This window comes from Salinimicrobium sediminilitoris (assembly GCF_020866905.1).
GTDB classification, from domain to species: domain Bacteria; phylum Bacteroidota; class Bacteroidia; order Flavobacteriales; family Flavobacteriaceae; genus Salinimicrobium; species Salinimicrobium sediminilitoris.
The window spans coordinates 266,278-287,536 of sequence record NZ_JAIVCC010000001.1 but is presented as its reverse complement, the minus strand read 5'-3'; the positions used below and the strand labels follow the sequence as shown (position 1 = coordinate 287,536).

Below are 21,259 nucleotides of genomic sequence, written 5' to 3'. Positions count from 1 at the left end.
CTCAAAAAAGACTGATCACCTAACACTGAAAACTAAAAAATCCTGGTTCTTGACTCTTGTCTCTTGGTTCTAAAAATTAAACTGCCCACTAAAACACTGCCTACTGCCCACTTGATTTAGTAACAGGCTCTCCTTCTTCTTTCGTTCAATCCGGGTCCACCAATTTTAAAGATAAGGCTAACAATGACCTGATTAATAGTGGCATCATTAAAATAAGCTCTGTTGGCTCCACCCTGGTTACCCCCATATTCAGTATTTACAAAATCCAGTTCCTGTCTTTCTGCATCGGACAGAGAATGTTCGTATCGAACGTCAAGACCAAAACGGCCAATCTCCACCTTAGCTCCTATCTGTGCATTTATGGGGGTATTCTGCACTACAATTAGATCATTTAATTCCTCATCGGGAATTTGAGCATCCAAAACATTGGAATATACCGGGCCGGCATAAACATCCAACGGGCCGTAGATATTGTACCCCACCATCAAAGGAATAGTAAATGTCTGAACATTAAAGTCGGTATTCTCTTGCCTTTTCGGAATAGCAAATTCCTGGGTTAAAGAACTATAGACCACCTCTGGTCGTATAAAGAATTTCCCAAAGTTGACCTGTCCGAAAACTCCACCATGAAATCCAAGAGCTCCTTCCCCTTCTGCAATTCCGCCCCAATATGTTGTATTTGAATCATTCCCCTGGATCTCTCCGCCCATAGAATAATTTATTCCGCCTTTAAGGCCATATTCGAAAGTGGTTTGGGAAAAGCCGGTATAGGTAGTGGCAAATATGAACAGGAGGGCAAAAAAATATTTTCTCATGAGAATTGGATATGGAGTACAAGTTTACAAATAAAATAAAATAAGGTGATATGTCAATTATTTCTTTTCAATATTAAATCAACAGCTGTTAATTAATAACGTTTAAACTCTTTATTTGTTATAAAGCGCTATAAAGGGGGAGAAGAAGATGAAACATTCACCACTGCTTTTTGACCTTTTCATAAACCCTTTTAATTCCTTCTCTTAAAGATATTTTTGCATGCCATCCAAAACTATGGACCAAAGAAACATCCAGTAATTTTCTGGGAGTACCGTCTGGTTTGGAGCGGTCATAAGTGATCTTGCCTTTATAGCCTGTTATCTCCGCAATTAAAGCAGCCAAACCCTTAATTGCTATGTCTTCTCCCGTGCCAATGTTAAGGCTGATATTCCCTTTATAAGTATTCATAAGGTGGACACAGGCCGCGGCGAGATCATCTACATGCAGGAATTCCCTACGGGGTTCTCCACTTCCCCACACCACTACTTCTTCGGCACCTGTGATCTTTGCCTCATGGAATTTCCGCAGCAATGCCGGAAGCACATGAGCGGTCTCAGGGTCAAAATTGTCATTGGGCCCATACAGATTTGTAGGCATTACCGATATGAAGTTGCAGCCATACTGCCGGTTGTAATTTTCACACATCTTCACCCCCGCTATCTTGGCAATTGCGTAAGGTTCATTGGTGGGCTCAAGCTCTCCCGTAAGCAGATATTCTTCCTTAATGGGTTGCAGCGCCATTTTAGGATATATACAGGAGGAAGCTAAAAACAGTAGCTTTTTTACTCCGTGTACATAGCTTTGGTGAATCAGGTTGCTCTGTATCATGAGGTTCTCATACAGGAATTGGGCCCTGTAGGTATCATTTGCAGCTATACCACCAACTTTGGCAGCTGCCATAAACACATATTCCGGCTTTTCTGCCTCAAAGAATTCTACAACCGCCTCCTGTTTCGTAAGATCGAGTTCTGCAGAGGTGCGAAAAATGACATTTTTAAAGCCTTCCTGTTCCAGCTTTCTCATTATGGCCGAACCCACCATTCCGGTATGCCCCACCACGTATATTTTTGATTCTTTCTCCACTATTTATGCTGCTGCTTTATTTTCTTATTGATCCAGACTTATTAATTAAAAAGCTGTTAGCTGTTTGCCTTTAGCTGTTGGCCTTAAGGAATTCCAATTCATTTTCTGACTCTTCAAGCTGTTATACTTTGGCTAACATAGCAAATCTTAATTTTATCATCAACAATTTAGTTTTAAAGGGTTTTAAGTTGTGGATATTAGCTGGCGGTTTAAATATTGTTAGAGCTTGAAATTATACCGTCGCAGGTGAGCTGCAGGTACCGCTCCTCCCGAGCTGCTTTAGAAATCTACTTCAGAATATTTTGGAATAGGTTTCATCATGGCGAGGATCTGTGATCCGTGTCGAGCCTTCCGCACTGATACGAATCCAACTCTCTGTCGCTCCTCTGGAGCTCACTAATTAGAAATAGAACCAGAATTCCGTGCCTCTAGGTACGGGATATAAGATCGGAGGTATAACTTTACATATTGAGGTATTATTTAAATGATATAATTAATTCAAAACCTTATGAAACAACTATATCCTGTACCTAACGGCACAGCTATCATTGTGGATAATTTTTCTACTTAAATTAAGTCCCTACGGGACTATCAGGCTGTGATCAGTCACCCTAATCAAAAAGAAAATCTACACATCTTCAACTCTTCAAATTCTCAAATCGATTTTGTTAAACCCTATTAATTAAACATTAATCCTTTAAAATGTTACTTTTGCCAAAAATAACTGCGTGAATTATTTATCTGTTGAAAATGTAGCCAAGGCTTACGGGGAAAGAGAACTGTTCTCAAATATCTCTTTTGGGATCAATGAAGGGGACAAGGTGGGATTTGTAGCCAAGAACGGAACGGGGAAAACTTCCCTGCTAAACATTCTTTCGGGCGCCGATACTCCCGATGCGGGAAATGTAGTCTATCGCAAAGACATTACCACTGCCTTTCTTCCGCAGGAACCAAACCTGGATCCAAAGCTTACGGTAGAGCAAACCATCTTTGCTTCAGATAATGAGATCCTAAAAGTGATCGAGCGCTATGAAAAGGCCCTGGAAAACCCGGAAGATTCTGAAGCTTACCAAAAAGCCTTTGAGCAAATGGAAGCACATCAGGCCTGGGATTTTGAATCCACTTATAAGCAAATTCTTTTCAAGCTTAACCTGGAAGACCTGCATGCCAAGGTAGGCAGCCTTAGCGGCGGACAAAAGAAACGTCTTGCCCTGGCTTCAATGATCCTCAATAAGCCCGACCTCATTATCATGGATGAACCTACTAACCACCTGGATCTGGACATGATCGAGTGGCTGGAGGAATTTTTCCGCAAGGAGAATTTTACCATTTTTATGGTTACTCACGACAGGTATTTCCTGGAACGTGTATGTAATGAGATCGTAGAACTGGAGGACGGAAACCTTTATACCTATAAAGGGAACTACTCCTACTATCTTGACAAAAAAGAGGACAGGATCACCACAGAGCAAACCAATACAGATAAGGCAAAGCAGCTTTTTAAAAAGGAACTCGACTGGATGCGCCGGCAGCCAAAAGCCAGGACCACAAAATCCAAATCCCGGATCGAGGATTTTCACGAGATCAAAGACAGGGCCTCCAAACGTCGCAATGACCACCAGGTCCAACTGGAGATCAATATGGAGCGGCTGGGGAATAAGATCGTGGAATTCCATAATGTGTCTAAAAGCTTTGGAGACCTTGAGTTGCTTGACAAGTTCAACTATAACTTCCAGCCGGGGGATCGTATTGGGATCATAGGAAAGAACGGAACCGGAAAATCCACTTTTCTGAACATCCTCACCGGCGGACTTGAACCGGACTCCGGAAAGATCACTATCGGAGAAACCATTAAGTTCGGATATTATACTCAGCGGGGAATTGAGGTGAAAGAAGGACAAAAAGTTATTGATGTGATACGAGAGTTCGGAGATTATATTCCGCTGAAGAAAGGTCGGCAGATCTCTGCACAGCAATTGCTGGAGCGCTTCCTTTTTGACCGGAAGAAGCAGTATGATTATGTAGAGAAGCTAAGCGGGGGTGAAAAGAAACGCTTGTACCTGTGTACAGTTTTAATTCAGAACCCAAACTTCCTCATCCTTGATGAGCCTACCAACGACTTAGACATCGTTACCCTGAACGTGCTTGAAAACTTCCTGCTCGATTTTCCCGGTTGTCTCGTGGTGGTTTCCCACGACAGGTATTTCATGGACAAGATCGTGGATCATTTGTTTGTTTTTAAAGGAAAAGCCGAGATCGAAGATTTCCCCGGAAATTATACCGATTATAGAGAATACGAAGCCAGTACTGAAGCTGCTCCTGCTGAAAAAACTGAAACTTCTACCGATAAAAAATCATGGAAGAAGGAAAGCAACACCTCCGCCGGCCTCAACTATAACGAGCAGAAGGAGTACAACAAACTGGAAAAGGAGATCCATAACCTGGAAAAGAAAAAGGAAGAAGTCCAGAAGAAATTCCTGCAGGACCTGAGCCCGGAAGAGATCGAAAAATCTTCTGTGGAACTAAGCAGGATCGAAGACGAGATTGAAAAGAAAACTGAGAGGTGGTTTGAATTGGGAGCGAAGATGGAAAGTTAAGAAAACCCTTTCAGCGGTTTTTTAAAGCTGAAAGAGGTTGTCGACTTCCACCCGCTTTCCGGGCTCTAAGCCGCGGAAAGGGGTGATTACCACAGACACCCAACCTTTAAAACGGCTTTCAACCCTGGAAGAGGTTGTTTTGCCGGCCATCTTCTTTCCGGATTTGGAGCCGCAGAAAGATTGCAGAGCAAGCCGCGGAAAGGGGTGACCGATTGCCAACCCTTTCAGCGGTTTTTTTACCCTGAAAGCGGTTGGTTGAATAAAATTTTTATCTTTAATTTCTTTCCTCAAAATTAAAAAATTGCAGATCGAACCTATAGAACCGGGAAACTTCTACCACATCTACAACCGTGGGAACAATGGTTCTAAGATCTTTTTTGAAGATGAGAATTACCAACATTTTCTACGACTCTATAAAAAGTATATTCCTCCAATAGCGGATACCTTTGCCTGGTGCCTAATGCAGAATCATTTTCATGTACTTATTTATCTCAAAACTGACGGTGAAATTAAGAAGGAGGACTATTTATTTTCACCGGGTAAAGAACCAAAGAAACCCGATGCCTCCAGGCAGCTCGGTCATTTATTTAATGCATATGCTCAGGCCATAAACAAAAATTATGGGAGAACTGGAAGTCTGATGGAAAAGCCATACGAAAGAAAAAGGATCACGTCTGAAGAATATCTTAAACGAGTAATTTTTTACATCCATAATAATCCTGTGCATCATAAGGTTGTTCAAAGAATTAGAGAATATTCCTGGTCCTCCTATAATATTATTATATCCAAAAGTCCAACTATTTTAAAGCGGGAAGAAGTTATTCAAATGTTTGGCGACATAGAAAATTTTAAAGCTTACCATGAGAGAAATGAGAAGAGGGATTTGTTTTAAAACCCGCTTTCGGGGCTCCAAGCCGCCGAAAGCGGGGGATCGATTGCCTAACCCTTTCAGTAGTTTTTTTACCATTAAAGCGATTGATTTTGTCCAATTTTTGAACACTTAATCCTGGAACAGACATTGTTTGCCTTACATTTGCCGTCAAGATAGAAAATGAAATAACCGTCTAACTCCGATTTCAAATCATTGCCCTATTGATTATTGTTAATTGTTAATTGCCAATTGTTCACTTTTCTCGCCTTCATAAAATTCCTCCTCCGCTCCAGCAATCAACATGGGGTGCATTCACCTTTTGTTTACAATCTGGTGACCAAATGCTTCTATGACCGGAAGAAACATCTCTCTTACTTAATTCTGAAGCAATACCGCAAATCGCTGCTGAAAGACGAGAGAACCATTCGCATCAAAGATTTCGGCGCCGGAAGCAGAGTCTTAAAATCTGATGAAAGGGAGGTGTCAAAAATGGCAAAAATCGCGGGCATTTCTCCAAAACGCGCCCGACTCTTAAATCGGCTGGTAAGGTATTTAGAAGTGGATACAGCTCTGGAGCTCGGGACTTCCCTGGGGATGGGAACAGCTGCCATGGCAGCGGGAAATAACATAAAGATCACCACCCTTGAAGGTTGCCCTGAGACAGGAAAAGTTGCTGAAGAGAAATTTCAGGAATTTGGATTGAGGAATGTGGAGCTTAAGGTTGGGGAATTTGAGGAAAAATTAGTGGTCAGTGGTCAGTGGTCAGTGGTCAGGCCAAACTCTCAACTGACAACTGATAACCGATTAGCCTATGGTGCGGATTTTCAATCCATGACGAACAGAAATTCTAAATTCCAAATTCCAAATTCCCAAAAAAAACAACCGACAACCGACAGCCCACAACCCACAACTCCAATTTCCATACTCAATACTAAGTACTCATTACTCTTCATCGACGGCAATCACCAAAAAGAAGCCACTTTAGCATATTTTGAAAAGCTTCTCGCTACTGTCCACAATGACAGCGTCATGATCTTTGATGACATCCACTGGTCCAGAGGAATGGAAGAAGCATGGGAGGAGATCAAAGCACATCCACAGGTAAGAGTAAGTATAGACACTTTCCAGTGGGGAATGGTCTTTTTCAGGAGAGAACAGGAGAAGGAGCATTTTGTGATAAGAGTGTAGATTAGTAGGCAGTGCGCAGGTGTTCAGTTGGCAGTTGACAATAATGTCCTTCAGAGGGAAGCTTTTGCGGAGCGAAGAATCTCTCGTCTACAAATGAGATTCCTCCTAACGTCGGAATGACATTTTTCCTGAAACAGCTGTTAGCTATTAGCTGTTGGCTTTTAGCTACTTTCCCCAAAAATCCATGCGCTTCCCACCCTTTAGGGAGGGGAAAAGGAAGCGCTAATTTAGAATCTCTGTCTTTCAGAGCGAAGTTTATGCGGAGCGAAGAATCCTTTGTATCCAAATGGGATTCCTCCTAACGTCGGAATGACATTTTACTTAAAGCAACTATTAGCCATTTGCTACTGGCCTTTGGCTTTTTCTTGTAGGTTATCTGCGCTTCCCACCCTAGGGAAAGGAAAAGGAAGCGCTAACTTGAAATCCCTGTCATTCAGAACGAAGCTTTTGCGGAGTGAAGAATCTCTCGTTTTCCACAAGAGATTCCTCCTTCGTCGGAATGACATTTTACCTAAAACAGCTATTAGCTATTAGCTGTTGACTTTTGGCTACTTTCCCTAAAACACATGCGCTTCCCACCCTTTAGGGAGGGCAAAAGGAAGCGCTAACTTGGAATCCCTGTCATTCAAAGCGAAGCTTTTGCGGAGCGAAGAATCTCTCGTATACAAAGGAGATTCCTCCTGGCGTCGGAATGACAATTTTCAAATCCCCGACAAGAGAACTTGTAACATATTCCTCTATCTTGCGTCTAACAATTTGAATTCACATTAGTCTATGAGCAGCGTCATAAAGATCAGCCAGATTACCAGGGATTTTAACCTGGGTCAGGAAGTAGTAAAAGTTTTAAAAGGTATCGACCTTGAGATCGAAAAAGGGGAATATGTTGCCTTTATGGGCCCTTCGGGTTCAGGAAAGTCTACTTTAATGAACCTTTTAGGATGTCTGGACACCCCCACCTCCGGTCAATACATACTTAACGGAAAGGACGTAAGTAAAATGACAGACGATGAGCTGGCAGAGATCCGTAACAAGGAGATTGGCTTTGTCTTTCAAACCTTTAACCTTCTCCCCCGCACCACCGCTCTTGAAAACGTGGCTCTTCCCATGATCTATGCGGGTGCTTCAAAAAGTCAGCGGAAAGAACGTGCCGAGAAAGTACTCACCGATGTTGGCCTGGCCGACAGGATGGACCATAAACCTAATCAGCTTTCCGGAGGGCAGCGACAAAGGGTTGCTGTAGGTAGAGCCCTGGTTAACAAGCCATCCATTATTCTTGCCGATGAACCCACAGGAAACCTGGATTCAAAAACTTCCGTAGAGATCATGAACCTTTTTGATGAGATCCACAGGTCCGGAAATACAGTGATCCTGGTAACGCACGAAGAAGATATCGCCCGACATGCACATCGTATCATAAGATTACGCGACGGAATGGTCGAAAGTGACGAAAGGAAGGAAGTGAATTTGGAAGTACGAAATTAGCTCTACGAAATACGAAGTGAAATTAATAACAGCTCAGTATAAAATTTATATTTTTATTGTAAAACGGGCAACAGGCAACTATCTTGTTCAGTAGGCAGTGCGCATTGGTTAGTTGGCAGTTTTTGATGTATATTGTAGCTTATATATTGTAAACTGTAATTGAGGCAGGATAAAAGGCAAAAGTTAACTGCAAAGCACCTCCCAAAAAAGCCCTTTTTGAAACTCTTTTTAATAGCAGTGATTGGTAGTTATCAGATCAAGGTCAATTTGTAAAACCCGAACCTCGCAACAAGCAACACCTCCTTCTAAATTCTAACTTCTAAAATCTACCTTCCAAAAATGTCTTTTTTCGACAGCGACACTTTAAAATATATCATCCTTATCGTGGTTTTCCTTGTCTTTTTTCTCTGGACGCGAAATCGAACAAAGAAGAACAGGCAAAACGAAAGCTTTAGAAAGCGATATCACGAAAGAAAAAGGAAGAAACAATAAAACTTTTATACGGGTTTTAACAGGACATAAGTTTCAGTTTATCAGGAATTTTCTGTAAATTAACTGTATCTAAAACCCTTGTGCCATGGAAGAGTTTTTTTTAAACGAGATATTTCTATACCTGGCCCTGGCATGTGTCTGTGTTGCTTTTTTGCTTTGGATAAGAAGCATAAAAAGAAGGAAAAAGGAACTGGAGTGGCGTCGTTCGCTAAGCAAAAAGATACGCGAGAAATTCAGAAGACAGAACGGGAATAATACGCCCGAAATAAATATTGGAGAATAGCCTTCAGCCGAAGTGTTATTAAAAATAATAATCCTGTTCCTTCAGGAGACACCTCTGGAAATCCCTCTCAAAAAGGTCATTTTTAAGGGATGTTAATAAGAAGTTTCAGAAGTGAGATCTTCTAAACATTTTTGGATGTATTGTCTTTTCATTCAGGGCGTGCTAACTTTTCATAATACCTGATTGCTTTCCGTTTCAAAAACACTTCAAATTTTCCTACTTTAGGCAACCTTTCACAGAGGAGATATTAAAATTGAAAACATGAAGATTTACACAAAAACAGGAGACAAAGGCACTACTGCTCTTTTTGGCGGCACCCGGGTTCCCAAACATCATATTCGCATTGAAAGTTACGGCACTGTAGACGAGCTAAATTCTAACCTGGGCCTCCTGCGTGACCAGCAGGTGGACGAACACAGCAAGGAGATCATCCTAAAGATCCAGGACCGGCTGTTCACCATGGGTTCCACCCTTGCAACCGATCCTCAAAAAGCCGTGCTTAAAAGTGGTAAAAAGCGCCTGGAGATCCCTTTGATCTCACAAGAGGATATTGAGCTGCTGGAGCAGGAAATGGATAAAATGAATGAAGCTCTACCGCCTATGACACATTTTGTACTTCCGGGGGGGCATCAAACCGTGTCAGTTTGTCACGTAGCCCGCTGTGTATGCCGCCGCGCCGAGCGTTTAGCCACTGCCCTATACGAAATTGAACCTTTTGAAGAGCAGGTGCTGCAGTACCTCAACCGCCTAAGTGACTACCTTTTTGTGCTGGCACGAAAGTTGTCTCATGATCTACAGGCAGAGGAAATTCAATGGATTCCGCAAAAGGAATCTTAAAAATCCGGATCCTGCAAATTTTTTACTTAAGGCCTCTATTTTATAAGGAATTACAGTGGAAGAGATACGTTCTTAAAATTAGTGATAAAAAGATGATTTTTTTCTTGACTATCTCGTCAAAAAAATTATTTTTGCAAAAATTAAAACCGATTAACCAATGTATTGGACATTAGAATTAGCATCCTACCTTAGTGATGCGCCATGGCCCGCCACAAAAGATGAGTTAATTGATTACGCCATCAGGACGGGTGCGCCCCTGGAGGTTGTCGAAAACCTGCAGGCTATTGAAGATGAGGGAGATTCCTATGATTCAATAGAGGAAATCTGGCCCGATTACCCTACAGATGAGGACTACCTCTGGAATGAAGATGAATATTAAAAGCACACCTAAATAACAGCAGAAAAAAGTCTCAGAATTGAGGCTTTTTTTTTGCTTAACTTTGACATATTAAATACCACAAAAACATATGAGTTTTTTAGATACCGTATTGAAAGTTTTTGTCGGCGACAAGTCTAAGAAAGACATTAAGGAGATTCAGCCTATAGTCAACCAGATCCTCGCTCTCGAAAAAGAATATGAAGCTCTTAGCCTGGATGAACTCCGCGCCAAGACCACAGCTTTCAAGACCAGGATTAAAGATGCGCTTAAGGAGGTGAATGAACAGATCACCAGTCTAAATGCCGAAGCCGATGCATCTGAAGATATTACCCGAAAAGAAGACATTTACGCCGAAGTTGACGCCTTAAAAGAGAAGTCTTATGAGATCTCTGAAGGTGTTCTCAACGAGATCCTGCCCGAAGCATTTGCCACCGTTAAGGAAACAGCTAAACGTTTTAAAAACAATACCGAATTAAAGGTCACGGCATCTGCCTATGACCGCGAGCTTTCTGCCGAAAAAGATTATGTAAATCTTGAAGGGGATCATGCAATTTGGAAGAATTCATGGGATGCTGCCGGGAAACCCATTACCTGGGACATGGTACACTACGATGTGCAGCTTATAGGTGGTGTCGCAATGCACCAGGGAAAGATCGCAGAGATGCAAACAGGGGAAGGTAAAACACTTGTGGCCACACTTCCCATGTACCTTAACGGACTTACCGGAAACGGGGTACACCTGGTTACGGTGAACGATTACCTGGCAAAACGTGACAGCGCATGGATGGCTCCTATTTTCCAGTTCCATGGCCTGACTGTTGACTGTATAGATTACCACCGTCCCAATTCGGCTTCCCGTAGAAAAGCATACAATGCCGATATCACCTACGGAACCAATAATGAATTTGGATTTGATTACCTGCGGGATAACATGTCGCATTCGCCCGACGATCTTGTACAACGTCCACACAACTACGCAATAGTAGATGAGGTGGATTCGGTGCTGGTTGATGATGCAAGGACGCCCCTTATTATTTCGGGACCAATTCCCAAGGGAGACGTACATGAATTCGATCAATTAAAACCCGCAATCGCAAACGTCGTTGAGGTACAGCGAAAATATTTAACCGGGGTTCTTGCTGAAGCTAAAAGACTTATAGCTTCAGGAAACACTGAAGAAGGAGGCTTACAACTGTTGCGCGTTTACCGCGGACTTCCAAAGAATAAGGCTCTTATAAAATATCTGAGTGAGGAAGGTGTTAAGGCGCTTCTTCAGAAAACAGAGAACAAGTACATGGCCGATAACAACCGGGAAATGCCCACGGTTGATGCCGAATTGTACTTCGTGATCGAGGAGAAAAATAACCAGATCGACCTTACAGATAAGGGAATCGAATTCCTTTCAGGAAAAGACGACCCCGATTTCTTTGTGATGCCCGAAATTGGAATGGAGATCGCAAAAATTGAGAAAGAAGGTCTTTCTAAAGAAGAAGAAGCCGAAAAGAAAGAAGACCTTTTCCGCGACTACAGCGTGAAGAGCGAGCGAATTCACACTATGCGTCAGCTGTTAAAGGCTTACACCCTGTTTGAAAAAGACACCGAATATGTGGTGATGGATAATAAGGTGAAGATCGTTGACGAGCAAACCGGTCGTATCATGGAAGGGCGTCGTTACAGCGACGGACTGCACCAGGCTATCGAGGCTAAGGAGAATGTGAAGATCGAAGATGCCACGCAAACCTTTGCTACGGTAACTCTTCAGAATTATTTCAGGATGTACAGCAAACTATCGGGGATGACCGGTACAGCTGTAACCGAAGCAGGAGAATTATGGGAGATCTACAAACTCGATGTGGTAGAAATTCCGACGAACCGTCCTATAGCAAGAAAAGATAAAGAAGATTTGGTCTACAAGACCAAACGTGAAAAATATAATGCAGTAATCGATCATGTGACTGACCTTTCTAAAGCAGGAAGGCCTGTGTTGATTGGTACTACTTCCGTAGAAATTTCGGAATTGTTAAGCCGTATGCTGAAGCTGCGAAACGTGCCGCACAACGTTCTTAACGCGAAACTGCATAAGAAAGAAGCCGATATTGTTGCCGAAGCAGGTAACTCGGGCGTTGTGACCATAGCCACCAACATGGCAGGACGTGGTACAGATATCAAATTGTCCAAAGAAGTTAAGGAAGCCGGTGGTCTTGCCATTGTAGGTACAGAGCGTCATGATTCAAGACGTGTGGACAGGCAGTTAAGAGGTCGTGCAGGACGACAGGGAGATCCCGGTAGTTCTCAATTTTATGTGTCTCTCGAAGATAACCTGATGCGCTTGTTTGGATCTGAAAAGATCGCGAAACTAATGGACCGCATGGGTCTGGAAGAAGGAGAAGTGATCCAGCATTCCATGATCTCTAAATCCATTGAACGCGCTCAGAAAAAGGTGGAAGAGAACAACTTTGGAGTACGTAAACGACTTCTGGAGTATGATGACGTGATGAATGCCCAGCGTGAGGTGGTTTATAAGCGCCGTTACCACGCCTTATTTGGAGACAGGCTGCGCGTGGACATTTCGAACATGATCTATGATACTGCAGAAGGTATTGCAGAAACAAATAAACTGGCGAGCGACTTTAAGAATTTTGAGTTCGAACTTATTCGCTATTTCTCCATGAGTTCTCCTGTAACTAAGGAAGAGTTCGATAAAATGGATTTCCAAAAGATTGCAAGAATCGTTTACAAGGCTGCCTACGAGCACTATCTTGAAAAGATGAAGCGCAATGCCGAAGCTGCTTACCCTGTGATCAAGCAGGTGTGGGAAGATAAAGGCAATAGCTTTGAAAGGATCGCTGTTCCATTTACCGATGGTACGAAAACCCTGCAGGTAGTTACCAATCTTGAAAAAGCATATGAAAGTGAAGGTAAGCAGTTGATCACCGACTTTGAAAAGAATATAAGTTTAGCGATCATTGACGACGCCTGGAAGACTCACCTAAGAAAGATGGACGAACTTAAGCAGAGTGTGCAGTTGGCTGTACACGAGCAAAAAGATCCTTTGTTGATCTATAAGTTCGAAGCTTTTGAATTGTTCAAGGTAATGCTTGACCTGGTAAACAAAGATGTGATCTCCTTCCTGTTCAAGGGAGAACTTCCTGCACCAAATCCTGCTCAAATTAAAGAGGCAAGACAAACCAGGAAAAAAGAGACTGTCGAGACCTCGAAAGAAGAGATCCCGAATATGGATGAGAGAGCTGCCCAAAGCAGGGCTGCAGGTCAAACCCAGCAACGTCGCCCGCAGGTAACTGAAACCATCACCCGGGAACGTCCAAAAATTGGTCGTAACGACAAAGTGAACATTAAAAATGTAATGACGGGAGAGAATAAGAGTATGAAGTTCAAACAGGCCATCCCACTTCTCGACAAAGGGGACTGGGTGCTTGTTGATGAATAGGGATTAGTTATTGGTGACTGGTGATTAGTTAATTTGTAGTTAGCGACCATCAGTTAGAATACCGACATATCCACTACTAGTTATTTTGACAACATATTTCTCCCCTTTTTTTTCAAGGGGAGATGTCCGCAGGACAGAGGGGTAAGGCCTGAAGAGCATAACTGCTTTTCAGGCCTTTTCCTTTTTATTAGCCCTACGTCATGCCGAATTTATTTCAGCATCTTCCCATGGAACTCCCGTCCCTCTTAATGTATTTCAGAATCTACTCAGGTGCTACTGCAGTAAAAGAGAACCTGAAACAAGTTCAGGTTGACCAAGTTATTCTACGTCATGCTGAATTTATTTCAGCATCTTCCCATGGAACTCCCGTCCCTCTTAATGTATTTCAGAATCTACTCAGGTGCTACTGCAATAAAAGAGAACCTGAAACAAGTTCAGGTTGACCAGGTTATTCTACGTCATGCTGAATTTATTTCAGCATCTCCTTTCACAAGCTCCCGTCATTCTGAATTTATTTCAAAATCTATTCAGGTGCTACTGTAGTAAAAAAGAGCTTGAAATGAGCTCTGATTGATGTGAATCCTTTTTATCAATTTTCTTTTTTATTGTCCTGTTTAAAAATGCATTTTTTCCTATTTTTATAGAACCAACCTTTCTATTATGAGAAAATACCGCATCGAAATCAAATGGGCTATTATTTTCTCTGTGGTCATGATCCTGTGGATGCTGGGAGAGAAATTCCTGGGGCTTCACGATGAATACATAGCAGACCACTCCTTCTACACCAGCTTTTTCGCGATTGTCGCTATTGGGATCTACCTGCTTGCCCTTTTCGACAAACGTAAGAATTACCATAACGGCTTTATGAGCTGGCAGGAAGGGTTTAAATCGGGAGCTATTCTTACAGCCGGTATCGTGATCCTCTCCCCTTTCGTACAGCTTCTCATAATCCAGGTCATTACTCCCGATTACTTCAGGAATATCACTGAATATTCCGTAGAAGCAGGCGAAATGAACCGGGAAGAAGCGGAGTTGTACTTTAGCCTTAAGAATTACATCATGCAAAGTATGGTTTGGGCAGCAATCACAGGTTTGATCACCGCAGCCATTGCAGCATTGATACTCCGCCGCAAAATACCCAATCCCAATCAGGTGAAAGGAACTACTCCATATAGATAAAAGGCCATGGCAAGTTTCAGAAAAATCTTCCGCAGAAATATTTCTTCATTTAATGTTCTCTGTTCCGGAATAATTTCTTTTTTGAAGCGCCAAAAAGATCTGCGGAAAACCTCTTCCAAAATGCCATTTTCGGCCCCTCATTTTAACAGCTCTTTAGCAGCAAAAGCAAGCCCTTATGCCTAACTTAAAGGGACTAACCTATAAGACTGAAAAAATGAAAATTGAAGACAACGAAAAAAAGATCAAATTAGCCGAAGACCAGGGAAAAGCATATTCGGCAGCCCTGGATTACATGAAAGAAATGGATAACCACGCCGAAAAGGAGGTGGATGATTACATTATAAGCCTGGCTTCGGAAGAAGCTGAAGGCACCTACCAACTTCAGGAAGGAAAGCTGAAGTGGAACACTCCAAAAGAAGGTTTTAATACGCACCTGGAAATCGTAGTGAGAGACAGGAAAGACAAGCGATTCATTCCGGGGCTAAAGATCCGCGGAAAAGTGCTCGATCAGGATGGAAAGCAGATCGTTGAGACAGATTTCCCCCTCCTGTGGCATCCATTCCTGCTGCATTATGGCGCATTTTTTAAAATTCCGAAAGAAGGAAAATATAAAGTCCAACTGGAAATTCCTGCACCCGAATTCCACAGGCATGATGAGATAAAAGGAAAACGTTACGAGAAGGATGTAAATGTCGAAATCGAAATCGAAATGGAAACAGGCAGGGAACCTCATGGACCGGAATAGACACTAATAAAATATCGTCTCATGAAGGAAAAACAACTTCACTCCCAGGAAAAGATCCTTTTTTTTAACAAAGATTATATTGCTGAATTCGTGTACGGCGGCATCGATGGCGCCATCACCACCTTTGCGGTAGTAGCAGGAGCCGAAGGTGCCAGCCTTGGAATACAGGTTGTGGTCATCCTCGGGCTGGCGAATCTAATTGCCGACGGCTTTTCAATGAGCGTTGGCAATTTTTTTTCTACCAAGGCAGAACGGGACACCTTTGAACGCCATAAGCAGGTGGAATACTGGGAAATTGAAAATCTACGGGAAAAGGAAATAGAGGAAATTAGGGAGATCTATGCGGCCAAAGGCTTTAAAGGTGACCTGCTGGAACAGGTTGTGGACGTAATTACAGCCGATAAGGATGTCTGGGTGGATACGATGATGAAAGAGGAACTGGAAATGGTAAAAAGTGATAAGGCTCCATATAAAACTGCCGGAATGACATTTGTAAGTTTCGTAGTCGTAGGTTCTGTCCCACTGCTTTCTTACGTTTTCACGGGCTCGGGACCATCTATACAGGATGATCTTTTTCTTTACTCCTGTATCTTAACCGGGGTGGCCCTCGCAATTGTTGGCAGCCTAAAGAGTTTTGTGACCGAAAAGAATATCCTTTTCGGCATTTTTGAGACCCTGCTGTTAGGAGGTTTGGCAGCCTTCCTCGCCTACTTCGTGGGAGATGTTCTGGAAAAGATGTTTGTGGCGATGTAGGAAATTTCTAATCACGGAATTTCTTAACACCTGATTTCTTATTCTTAAATTTTACTGAATATTCTATTAAAAATCAGTGATTTAACAGTTGGTTAGCACTAAGGAATCTACAAACGTAACTATCTTCGAAATTATAAAACTATAACTATGGAAGATCGTTACTCTAAATTTAAGAAGTTAAATTCGCTGCTTATCGAGAGTTTTGAAGCAGAACGCATTTATTACAATGCAAGCGAGGATGTACAGCAAGTGGAGTTGAAGCGATTTTTCAACCACGAGACTGTAAACAGGAACCGCTTTAGCTACGAAATTTCTGAACAGCTTGTTCAGGCAGACGTGGAACCCGCCAAGGAATGGGTACAAAAAGGAAATCTTGATCGCGACTGGAGGGAAGTGAGAAAAGCCCTGGTAAAGGCCAAACCCCTAAAGCTGCTGAAAAAATGCAGAAAAAAGGATGAGGAAAACCTGGAGCTGTATAATGAAATAATTGAAAATAAAGCCTTGCCTAAAGAGATCCTGAAGACCCTTAAAAGGCACAAAGAAACCATAGAAAGTGCAATACAGAAATGCCTTAAATACGAATCTGGAGAAGAAGCTTTAGATCCTTCTAATCGTCCAAGAGTTCGTAAGCTGAAGGCGATGTAATACGCACAAAAATATTTCTACTTTAAGCCCCTTTCGGGGCTTTTTATATTTTTAAGGTATCGATTTATGAGCCTGACCATCAGCGCAAATTAGAAATCAAATGCCATTCAGATCGTAGATTTTGCGAAGCGAAGAATCTCTTTTCTACCAGAGATTCCTCCTATCGTCGGAATGACATTTTTATCCAACAGCTTTTGGCTACTTTTTACGAAAAAAGGGCTTCCCACCCTTTAAGGAGGGACAAAGGAGTTCATTGTCATTCAGAGCGAAGCGTTTGCAGAGCGAAGAATCTATCGTTTCTATCAGAGATTCCTCCTATCGTCGGAATGACATTTTTATTCAACAGCTTTTGGCTACTTTTTACGAACAAAGGGCTTCCCACCCTTTAAGGAGGGACAAAGGAGTTCATTGTCATTCAGAGCGTAGCGTTTGCGGAGCGAAGAATCTTCTTTTCCACACGAGATTCCTCCTGCCGTCGGAATGACATTGTCTATAGAATGGGTTTTGGTATTCCGCTGTTATTCCGCAGCGATTCAACCTTTCAAACATGTTTCGGCGCGGAAATTGTTTACATTAGCTTATGCAAAGCACTGTAAAAAAAGGATTTCTGGGGTTTATTATTGTGACGGGGGTGATCATGCTCAGCTACATCATCTATAAAAACAACACCAAATCATTTAGTCCCGAAGCTACTGTGGAGTATAGCAGTGGAGATTTGCAGCTCGAAGTCTTTTATAACCGTCCTTATAAGAAAGACAGGACTATCTTTGGCGGACTTGTTCCTTACGACCAGGTGTGGAGAACCGGGGCTAATGAAGCCACCACTTTTTACACTTCTAAGGATATTCTTGTAGATGGTTCTCTCCTGCAGGCAGGCACCTACACCCTTTGGACCATTCCAAAAGAGGATTCCTGGAAGGTCATCTTCAATTCTGAAATGTACCCCTGGGGCATTACCGCCGACGAACTCCCCTCCCGAATCCCGGAATATGATGTTCTTACTGTCGAAGTACCGGTGAAAAAATTAAAGAACCCGATCGAACAATTCACTATTTATTTCGAAGAAAAGCAGGGCCTAATAAACTTTAATCTTGCCTGGGACCAAACTCTGGTGCGTGTCCCCCTGAAAGATCCTGAGACCATTGAGCGGGTGAGAGCATCGTGAAAGGATAATGTCTTGTAGGAAATATTTATTTAGAATAAGATTGGTGTGCTTTAAGAGACGGGTTTCACAGAAGGATTAAATTTCATTAAAAAGAATCATGTCCCGTTAGGGACCTCCTACCGGTAGAAATTAGAATTTATTCAGGTTTCCGTGCTTTTAGGTACGGGGTTTCACAGAAAGAATTAAATTCCATAAAAGGAATTATGTCCCGTTAGGGACACCCTACAGGTAGAAATTAGAATTTATTTAGGTTTCCGTGTCTTCAGGATACAGTGAGTTTCACAGTAAGGATTAAATTTCATTAAAAAGAATCTTGTCCCGTTAGCGACATCCTACCGGTAAAAATTAGAATTTATTTAGATGTCCGTGCCTTTAGGTAAGGTGAGTTTCACAGAAAGAATTAAATTCCATAAAAGGAATTATGTCCCGTTAGGGACATCCTATCGGTAGAAATTAGAATTTATTTAGATTTCCGTGCCTTTAGGTACGGTGAGTTTCACAGAAAGGATTAAATTCAATTCCAATAAAAAGAATTATGTCCCGTTAGCGACATCCTACCGGTAGAAATTAGAATTTATTTAGATTCCCGTGCCTTTAGGTACGGGGGTTTCACAGAAAGGATTAAATTCCATAAAAGGAATTATGTCCCGTTAGGGACACCCTACAGGTAGAAATTAGAATTTATTCAGGTTTCCGTGCCTTTGGGTACGGGGTTTCACAGAAAGAATTAAATTCCATAAAAGGAATTATGTCCCGTTAGGGACACCCTACAGGTAGAAATTAGAATTTATTCAGGTTTCCGTGCCTTTGGGTACGGGGTTTCACAGAAAGAATTAAATTCCATAAAAGGAATTATGTCCCGTTAGGGACACCCTACAGGTAGAAATTAGAATTTATTCAGGTTTCCGTGCCTTTAGGTACGGGGTTTCACAGAAAGAATTAAATTCCATAAAAGGAATTATGTCCCGTTAGGGGCACCCTACAGGTAGAAATTAGAATTTATTTAGATTTCCGTGCCTTTAGGTACGGGGTTTCACAGAAAGAATTAAATTCCATAAAAGGAATTATGTCCCGTTAGGGACACCCTACAGGTAGAAATTAGAATTTATTTAGGTTTCCGTGTCTTCAGGATACAGTGAGTTTCACAGTAAGGATTAAATTTCATTAAAAGGAATTATGTCCTGTTAGGGACATCCTACAGGTAGAAATTAGAATTTATTTAGATGTCCGTGCCTTTAGGTACGGTGAGTTTCACAATAAGGATTAAATTTCATTAAAAAGAATTATGTCCCGTTAGGGACATTCTATCGGTAGAAATTAGAATTTATTTAGATTCCCGTGCCTTTAGGTACGGGGTTTCACAGAAAGAATTAAATTCCATAAAAGGAATTATGTCCCGTTAGGGACATTCTATCGGTAGAAATTAGAATTTATTTAGATTCCCGTGCCTCTAGGTACGGGATATATAAAGGAAGTATGGCAAACACATATACAGAAATACATATTCAGACAGTATTTGCGGTACAAAACAGGGAAAGTCTGATTCGAAATGCTTTTAAAGACGAATTGTATAAATACATCACCGGCATTATACAAAACAATGAACATAAAGTATTACAAATAAACGGTATGCCAGACCACATCCATATTTTGTTTGGAATGCGACCTTCGCAATCTCTTTCTGATCTTATGAAACAGGTAAAGCAGGATTCATCTAAATGGATAAACAATAAAGGATTTGTAAATGGAAAATTTTCCTGGCAAGCCGGGTACGGTGCATTTTCATATGCAAAAACGCAACTGCCAGGTGTGATAAGATATATTCAAAACCAGGAAGAGCATCACAAAACACTGACATTTCAGGAGGAATATATAAACCTTCTGGAAGCATTTAATGTCAAATTTGAGGAACGATATATATTTAAACGAATTTGATGATCGGTCATATGCTGTACCTAACGGCACAGTTGCCTTCTCTATATTTTTTCTACCCATAGGTAGTCCCTACGGGATTGGAAATGAAATATCATTCCCCAATATCTTGTTCTAACCATAGGTAGTCCCTACGGGACTGGAAATGAAATATTCACTTGAAATATCCTTACTACCCATAGGTAGTCCCTACGGGATTGGAAATGAAATATCATTCCCCAATATCAAAATCTATCCATAGATAGTTCTTACGGGATTGAAAATATATCTGGGCATTCTATTAACCTGCCGTCGGAATGACATTTTTCATACAACGGCTTTTGGGCCTTACATGTTAGCCTTTCGCTATTTCTAAATGGTTATCTGCGCTTCCCACCCTCTAGGGAGGGGGAAAGGAAGCGCAAATTTGAAATCAAATGTCATCCAGAGGGAAGCTTTTGCGGAGTGAAGAATCTTCTATGAAAACAGAGATTCCTCCTACCGCCGGAATGACATGGTCACTAAAACAGCTTTTGTTTTTAGCTGTTAGCCACTCACGATTTGTAAAATGTTATCTGTGCTCCCCAACTTTTACGGAAGGGGAAAGGAAGCGCAAATTTGAAATCAAATGGCATTCAGAGCGATGCTTTTGCGGAGCGAAGAATCCTATTTGACAGGAGAGATCCCTTCTGGAATGTTAATAGATCTTCAGCAACAAATTTGGATCGGGACAATTGTCCAGGTAGAAATCCAGGTCTTTTTTGGCGGCGACCCCGGGATAATCTCCTTTTTTGCCCTGCATATCCAGGATGATCTGAAAATGAAGATGAGGTGCATAACTTCCGTTTTCTAACGCAGCTCCCAACGTAGCGATCTGTTCTCCCTGTTTTACCTTCTGCCCCTCCTTCAGGTTTTCCAGCGATCTTTTTTCCAGATGTCCGTATAGCGTGTAGAACTTTTTGTCTGCGCTTTGATGCTCCAGAATAATAGTAGGTCCGTAATCACCAAAATTATCATTATCTCTAAAACTATGGATCTTTCCATCCAGAACAGCAAGTACACTGGTACCCAGCGGTGCCCAGATATCCAAGCCTACATGCCGGTTCCTTATCAAATCTTCCTCTTCAGCAGAAGAAAATAGATCACTGCGCTTGTAAAGTCCGCGGTGTTCATTGTAACCTCCATAGGTTATCTTTCCTCCTTTCTTCCGCAGAAAATTATCGAGGTATTCCTGAAAAGCTTCAGGAGAATTAAAATGAGCCTGGGATAACTCAGGGTTCTTGACCGAGAGGTCAACATGCCGGTAATCTGGCAAAGAAAAACCGGCATCAATTACGGGAGTGAATCCTGTAGTGAGGCCGGTTAAGAAATTATGTCGGGACATT

General features: G+C 41.9%; 19 protein-coding genes. 15 read left to right on the top strand and 4 right to left on the bottom strand.

The features are described 5' to 3' along the window. Positions 1-116: 116 nt before the first annotated feature. Both LA313_RS01215 and LA313_RS01210 read right to left on the bottom strand, forming a co-directional pair. Positions 117-815 (bottom strand): outer membrane beta-barrel protein, encoded by a 699-nt coding sequence (locus tag LA313_RS01215; protein WP_228912783.1) that lies wholly within the window; start codon positions 813-815, stop codon positions 117-119. A gap of 157 nt (positions 816-972) precedes the next feature. After that, the gene (locus LA313_RS01210) at positions 973-1,899 is read right to left on the bottom strand and encodes a GDP-L-fucose synthase family protein (RefSeq protein ID WP_333473538.1); all 927 of its coding nucleotides are present in this window, start codon (positions 1,897-1,899) and stop codon (positions 973-975) included. Between the two features lie 728 nt (positions 1,900-2,627). Here LA313_RS01210 and LA313_RS01205 point away from each other — a divergent pair. Beyond that, positions 2,628-4,496, top strand: a complete 1,869-nt coding sequence (locus LA313_RS01205) for an ABC-F family ATP-binding cassette domain-containing protein (protein WP_228912782.1) — start codon at positions 2,628-2,630, stop codon at positions 4,494-4,496. Between the two features lie 21 nt (positions 4,497-4,517). On the opposite strand, the gene LA313_RS01200 is transcribed toward LA313_RS01205, so the two are convergent. Continuing rightward, a complete protein-coding gene (locus LA313_RS01200) occupies positions 4,518-4,787 on the bottom strand; it encodes a hypothetical protein (protein WP_228912781.1) in 270 nt (89 codons plus the stop codon). A 10-nt stretch (positions 4,788-4,797) separates the two neighbouring features. On the opposite strand from LA313_RS01200, the gene LA313_RS01195 reads away from it, so the two are divergent. From LA313_RS01195 to tnpA, 14 genes are all read left to right on the top strand, one after another. After that, positions 4,798-5,388 carry a hypothetical protein gene (locus LA313_RS01195; RefSeq protein WP_228912780.1) on the top strand — a complete coding sequence of 197 codons (591 nt, stop codon included), beginning with the start codon at positions 4,798-4,800 and terminating at the stop codon, positions 5,386-5,388. 285 nt (positions 5,389-5,673) lie between these two features. Next, a complete protein-coding gene (locus LA313_RS01190) occupies positions 5,674-6,555 on the top strand; it encodes an O-methyltransferase (RefSeq protein ID WP_228912779.1) in 882 nt (293 codons plus the stop codon). 774 nt (positions 6,556-7,329) lie between these two features. Then, positions 7,330-8,037 (top strand): ABC transporter ATP-binding protein, encoded by a 708-nt coding sequence (locus LA313_RS01185; RefSeq protein WP_228912778.1) that lies wholly within the window; start codon positions 7,330-7,332, stop codon positions 8,035-8,037. A gap of 577 nt (positions 8,038-8,614) precedes the next feature. After that, a complete protein-coding gene (locus tag LA313_RS01180) occupies positions 8,615-8,812 on the top strand; it encodes a hypothetical protein (RefSeq protein WP_228912777.1) in 198 nt (65 codons plus the stop codon). 261 nt (positions 8,813-9,073) lie between these two features. Then, positions 9,074-9,649, top strand: coding sequence for a cob(I)yrinic acid a,c-diamide adenosyltransferase (locus LA313_RS01175; RefSeq protein WP_228912776.1), 576 nt, complete (start codon positions 9,074-9,076; stop codon positions 9,647-9,649). 157 nt (positions 9,650-9,806) lie between these two features. Further along, positions 9,807-10,028, top strand: coding sequence for a DUF2795 domain-containing protein (locus LA313_RS01170; RefSeq protein WP_008272287.1), 222 nt, complete (start codon positions 9,807-9,809; stop codon positions 10,026-10,028). A gap of 88 nt (positions 10,029-10,116) precedes the next feature. Beyond that, positions 10,117-13,476, top strand: a complete 3,360-nt coding sequence (gene secA, locus LA313_RS01165) for a preprotein translocase subunit SecA (RefSeq protein WP_228912775.1) — start codon at positions 10,117-10,119, stop codon at positions 13,474-13,476. Positions 13,477-13,785: 309 nt separating this feature from the next. Continuing rightward, positions 13,786-14,019, top strand: coding sequence for a hypothetical protein (locus LA313_RS01160; RefSeq protein WP_228912774.1), 234 nt, complete (start codon positions 13,786-13,788; stop codon positions 14,017-14,019). A 117-nt stretch (positions 14,020-14,136) separates the two neighbouring features. Beyond that, entirely contained in the window at positions 14,137-14,655 is a 519-nt protein-coding gene (locus tag LA313_RS01155) for a DUF4199 domain-containing protein (RefSeq protein WP_228912773.1), read from the top strand. Positions 14,656-14,830: 175 nt separating this feature from the next. Beyond that, positions 14,831-15,400: an iron transporter gene (locus LA313_RS01150; protein WP_228912772.1), complete on the top strand. Its 570-nt coding sequence runs from the start codon at positions 14,831-14,833 to the stop codon at positions 15,398-15,400. 21 nt (positions 15,401-15,421) lie between these two features. Beyond that, a complete protein-coding gene (locus tag LA313_RS01145) occupies positions 15,422-16,153 on the top strand; it encodes a VIT1/CCC1 transporter family protein (RefSeq protein WP_228912771.1) in 732 nt (243 codons plus the stop codon). A 147-nt stretch (positions 16,154-16,300) separates the two neighbouring features. After that, positions 16,301-16,798 (top strand): DUF2383 domain-containing protein, encoded by a 498-nt coding sequence (locus tag LA313_RS01140; protein ID WP_228912770.1) that lies wholly within the window; start codon positions 16,301-16,303, stop codon positions 16,796-16,798. 580 nt (positions 16,799-17,378) lie between these two features. Continuing rightward, a complete protein-coding gene (locus tag LA313_RS01135) occupies positions 17,379-17,963 on the top strand; it encodes a DUF2911 domain-containing protein (protein WP_228912769.1) in 585 nt (194 codons plus the stop codon). Positions 17,964-19,439: 1,476 nt separating this feature from the next. Further along, entirely contained in the window at positions 19,440-19,898 is a 459-nt protein-coding gene (gene tnpA, locus LA313_RS01130) for an IS200/IS605 family transposase (RefSeq protein WP_228912768.1), read from the top strand. A gap of 673 nt (positions 19,899-20,571) precedes the next feature. On the opposite strand, the gene LA313_RS01125 is transcribed toward tnpA, so the two are convergent. Then, positions 20,572-21,258 (bottom strand): peptidoglycan DD-metalloendopeptidase family protein, encoded by a 687-nt coding sequence (locus LA313_RS01125; protein WP_228912767.1) that lies wholly within the window; start codon positions 21,256-21,258, stop codon positions 20,572-20,574. Position 21,259 lies beyond the last annotated feature (1 nt).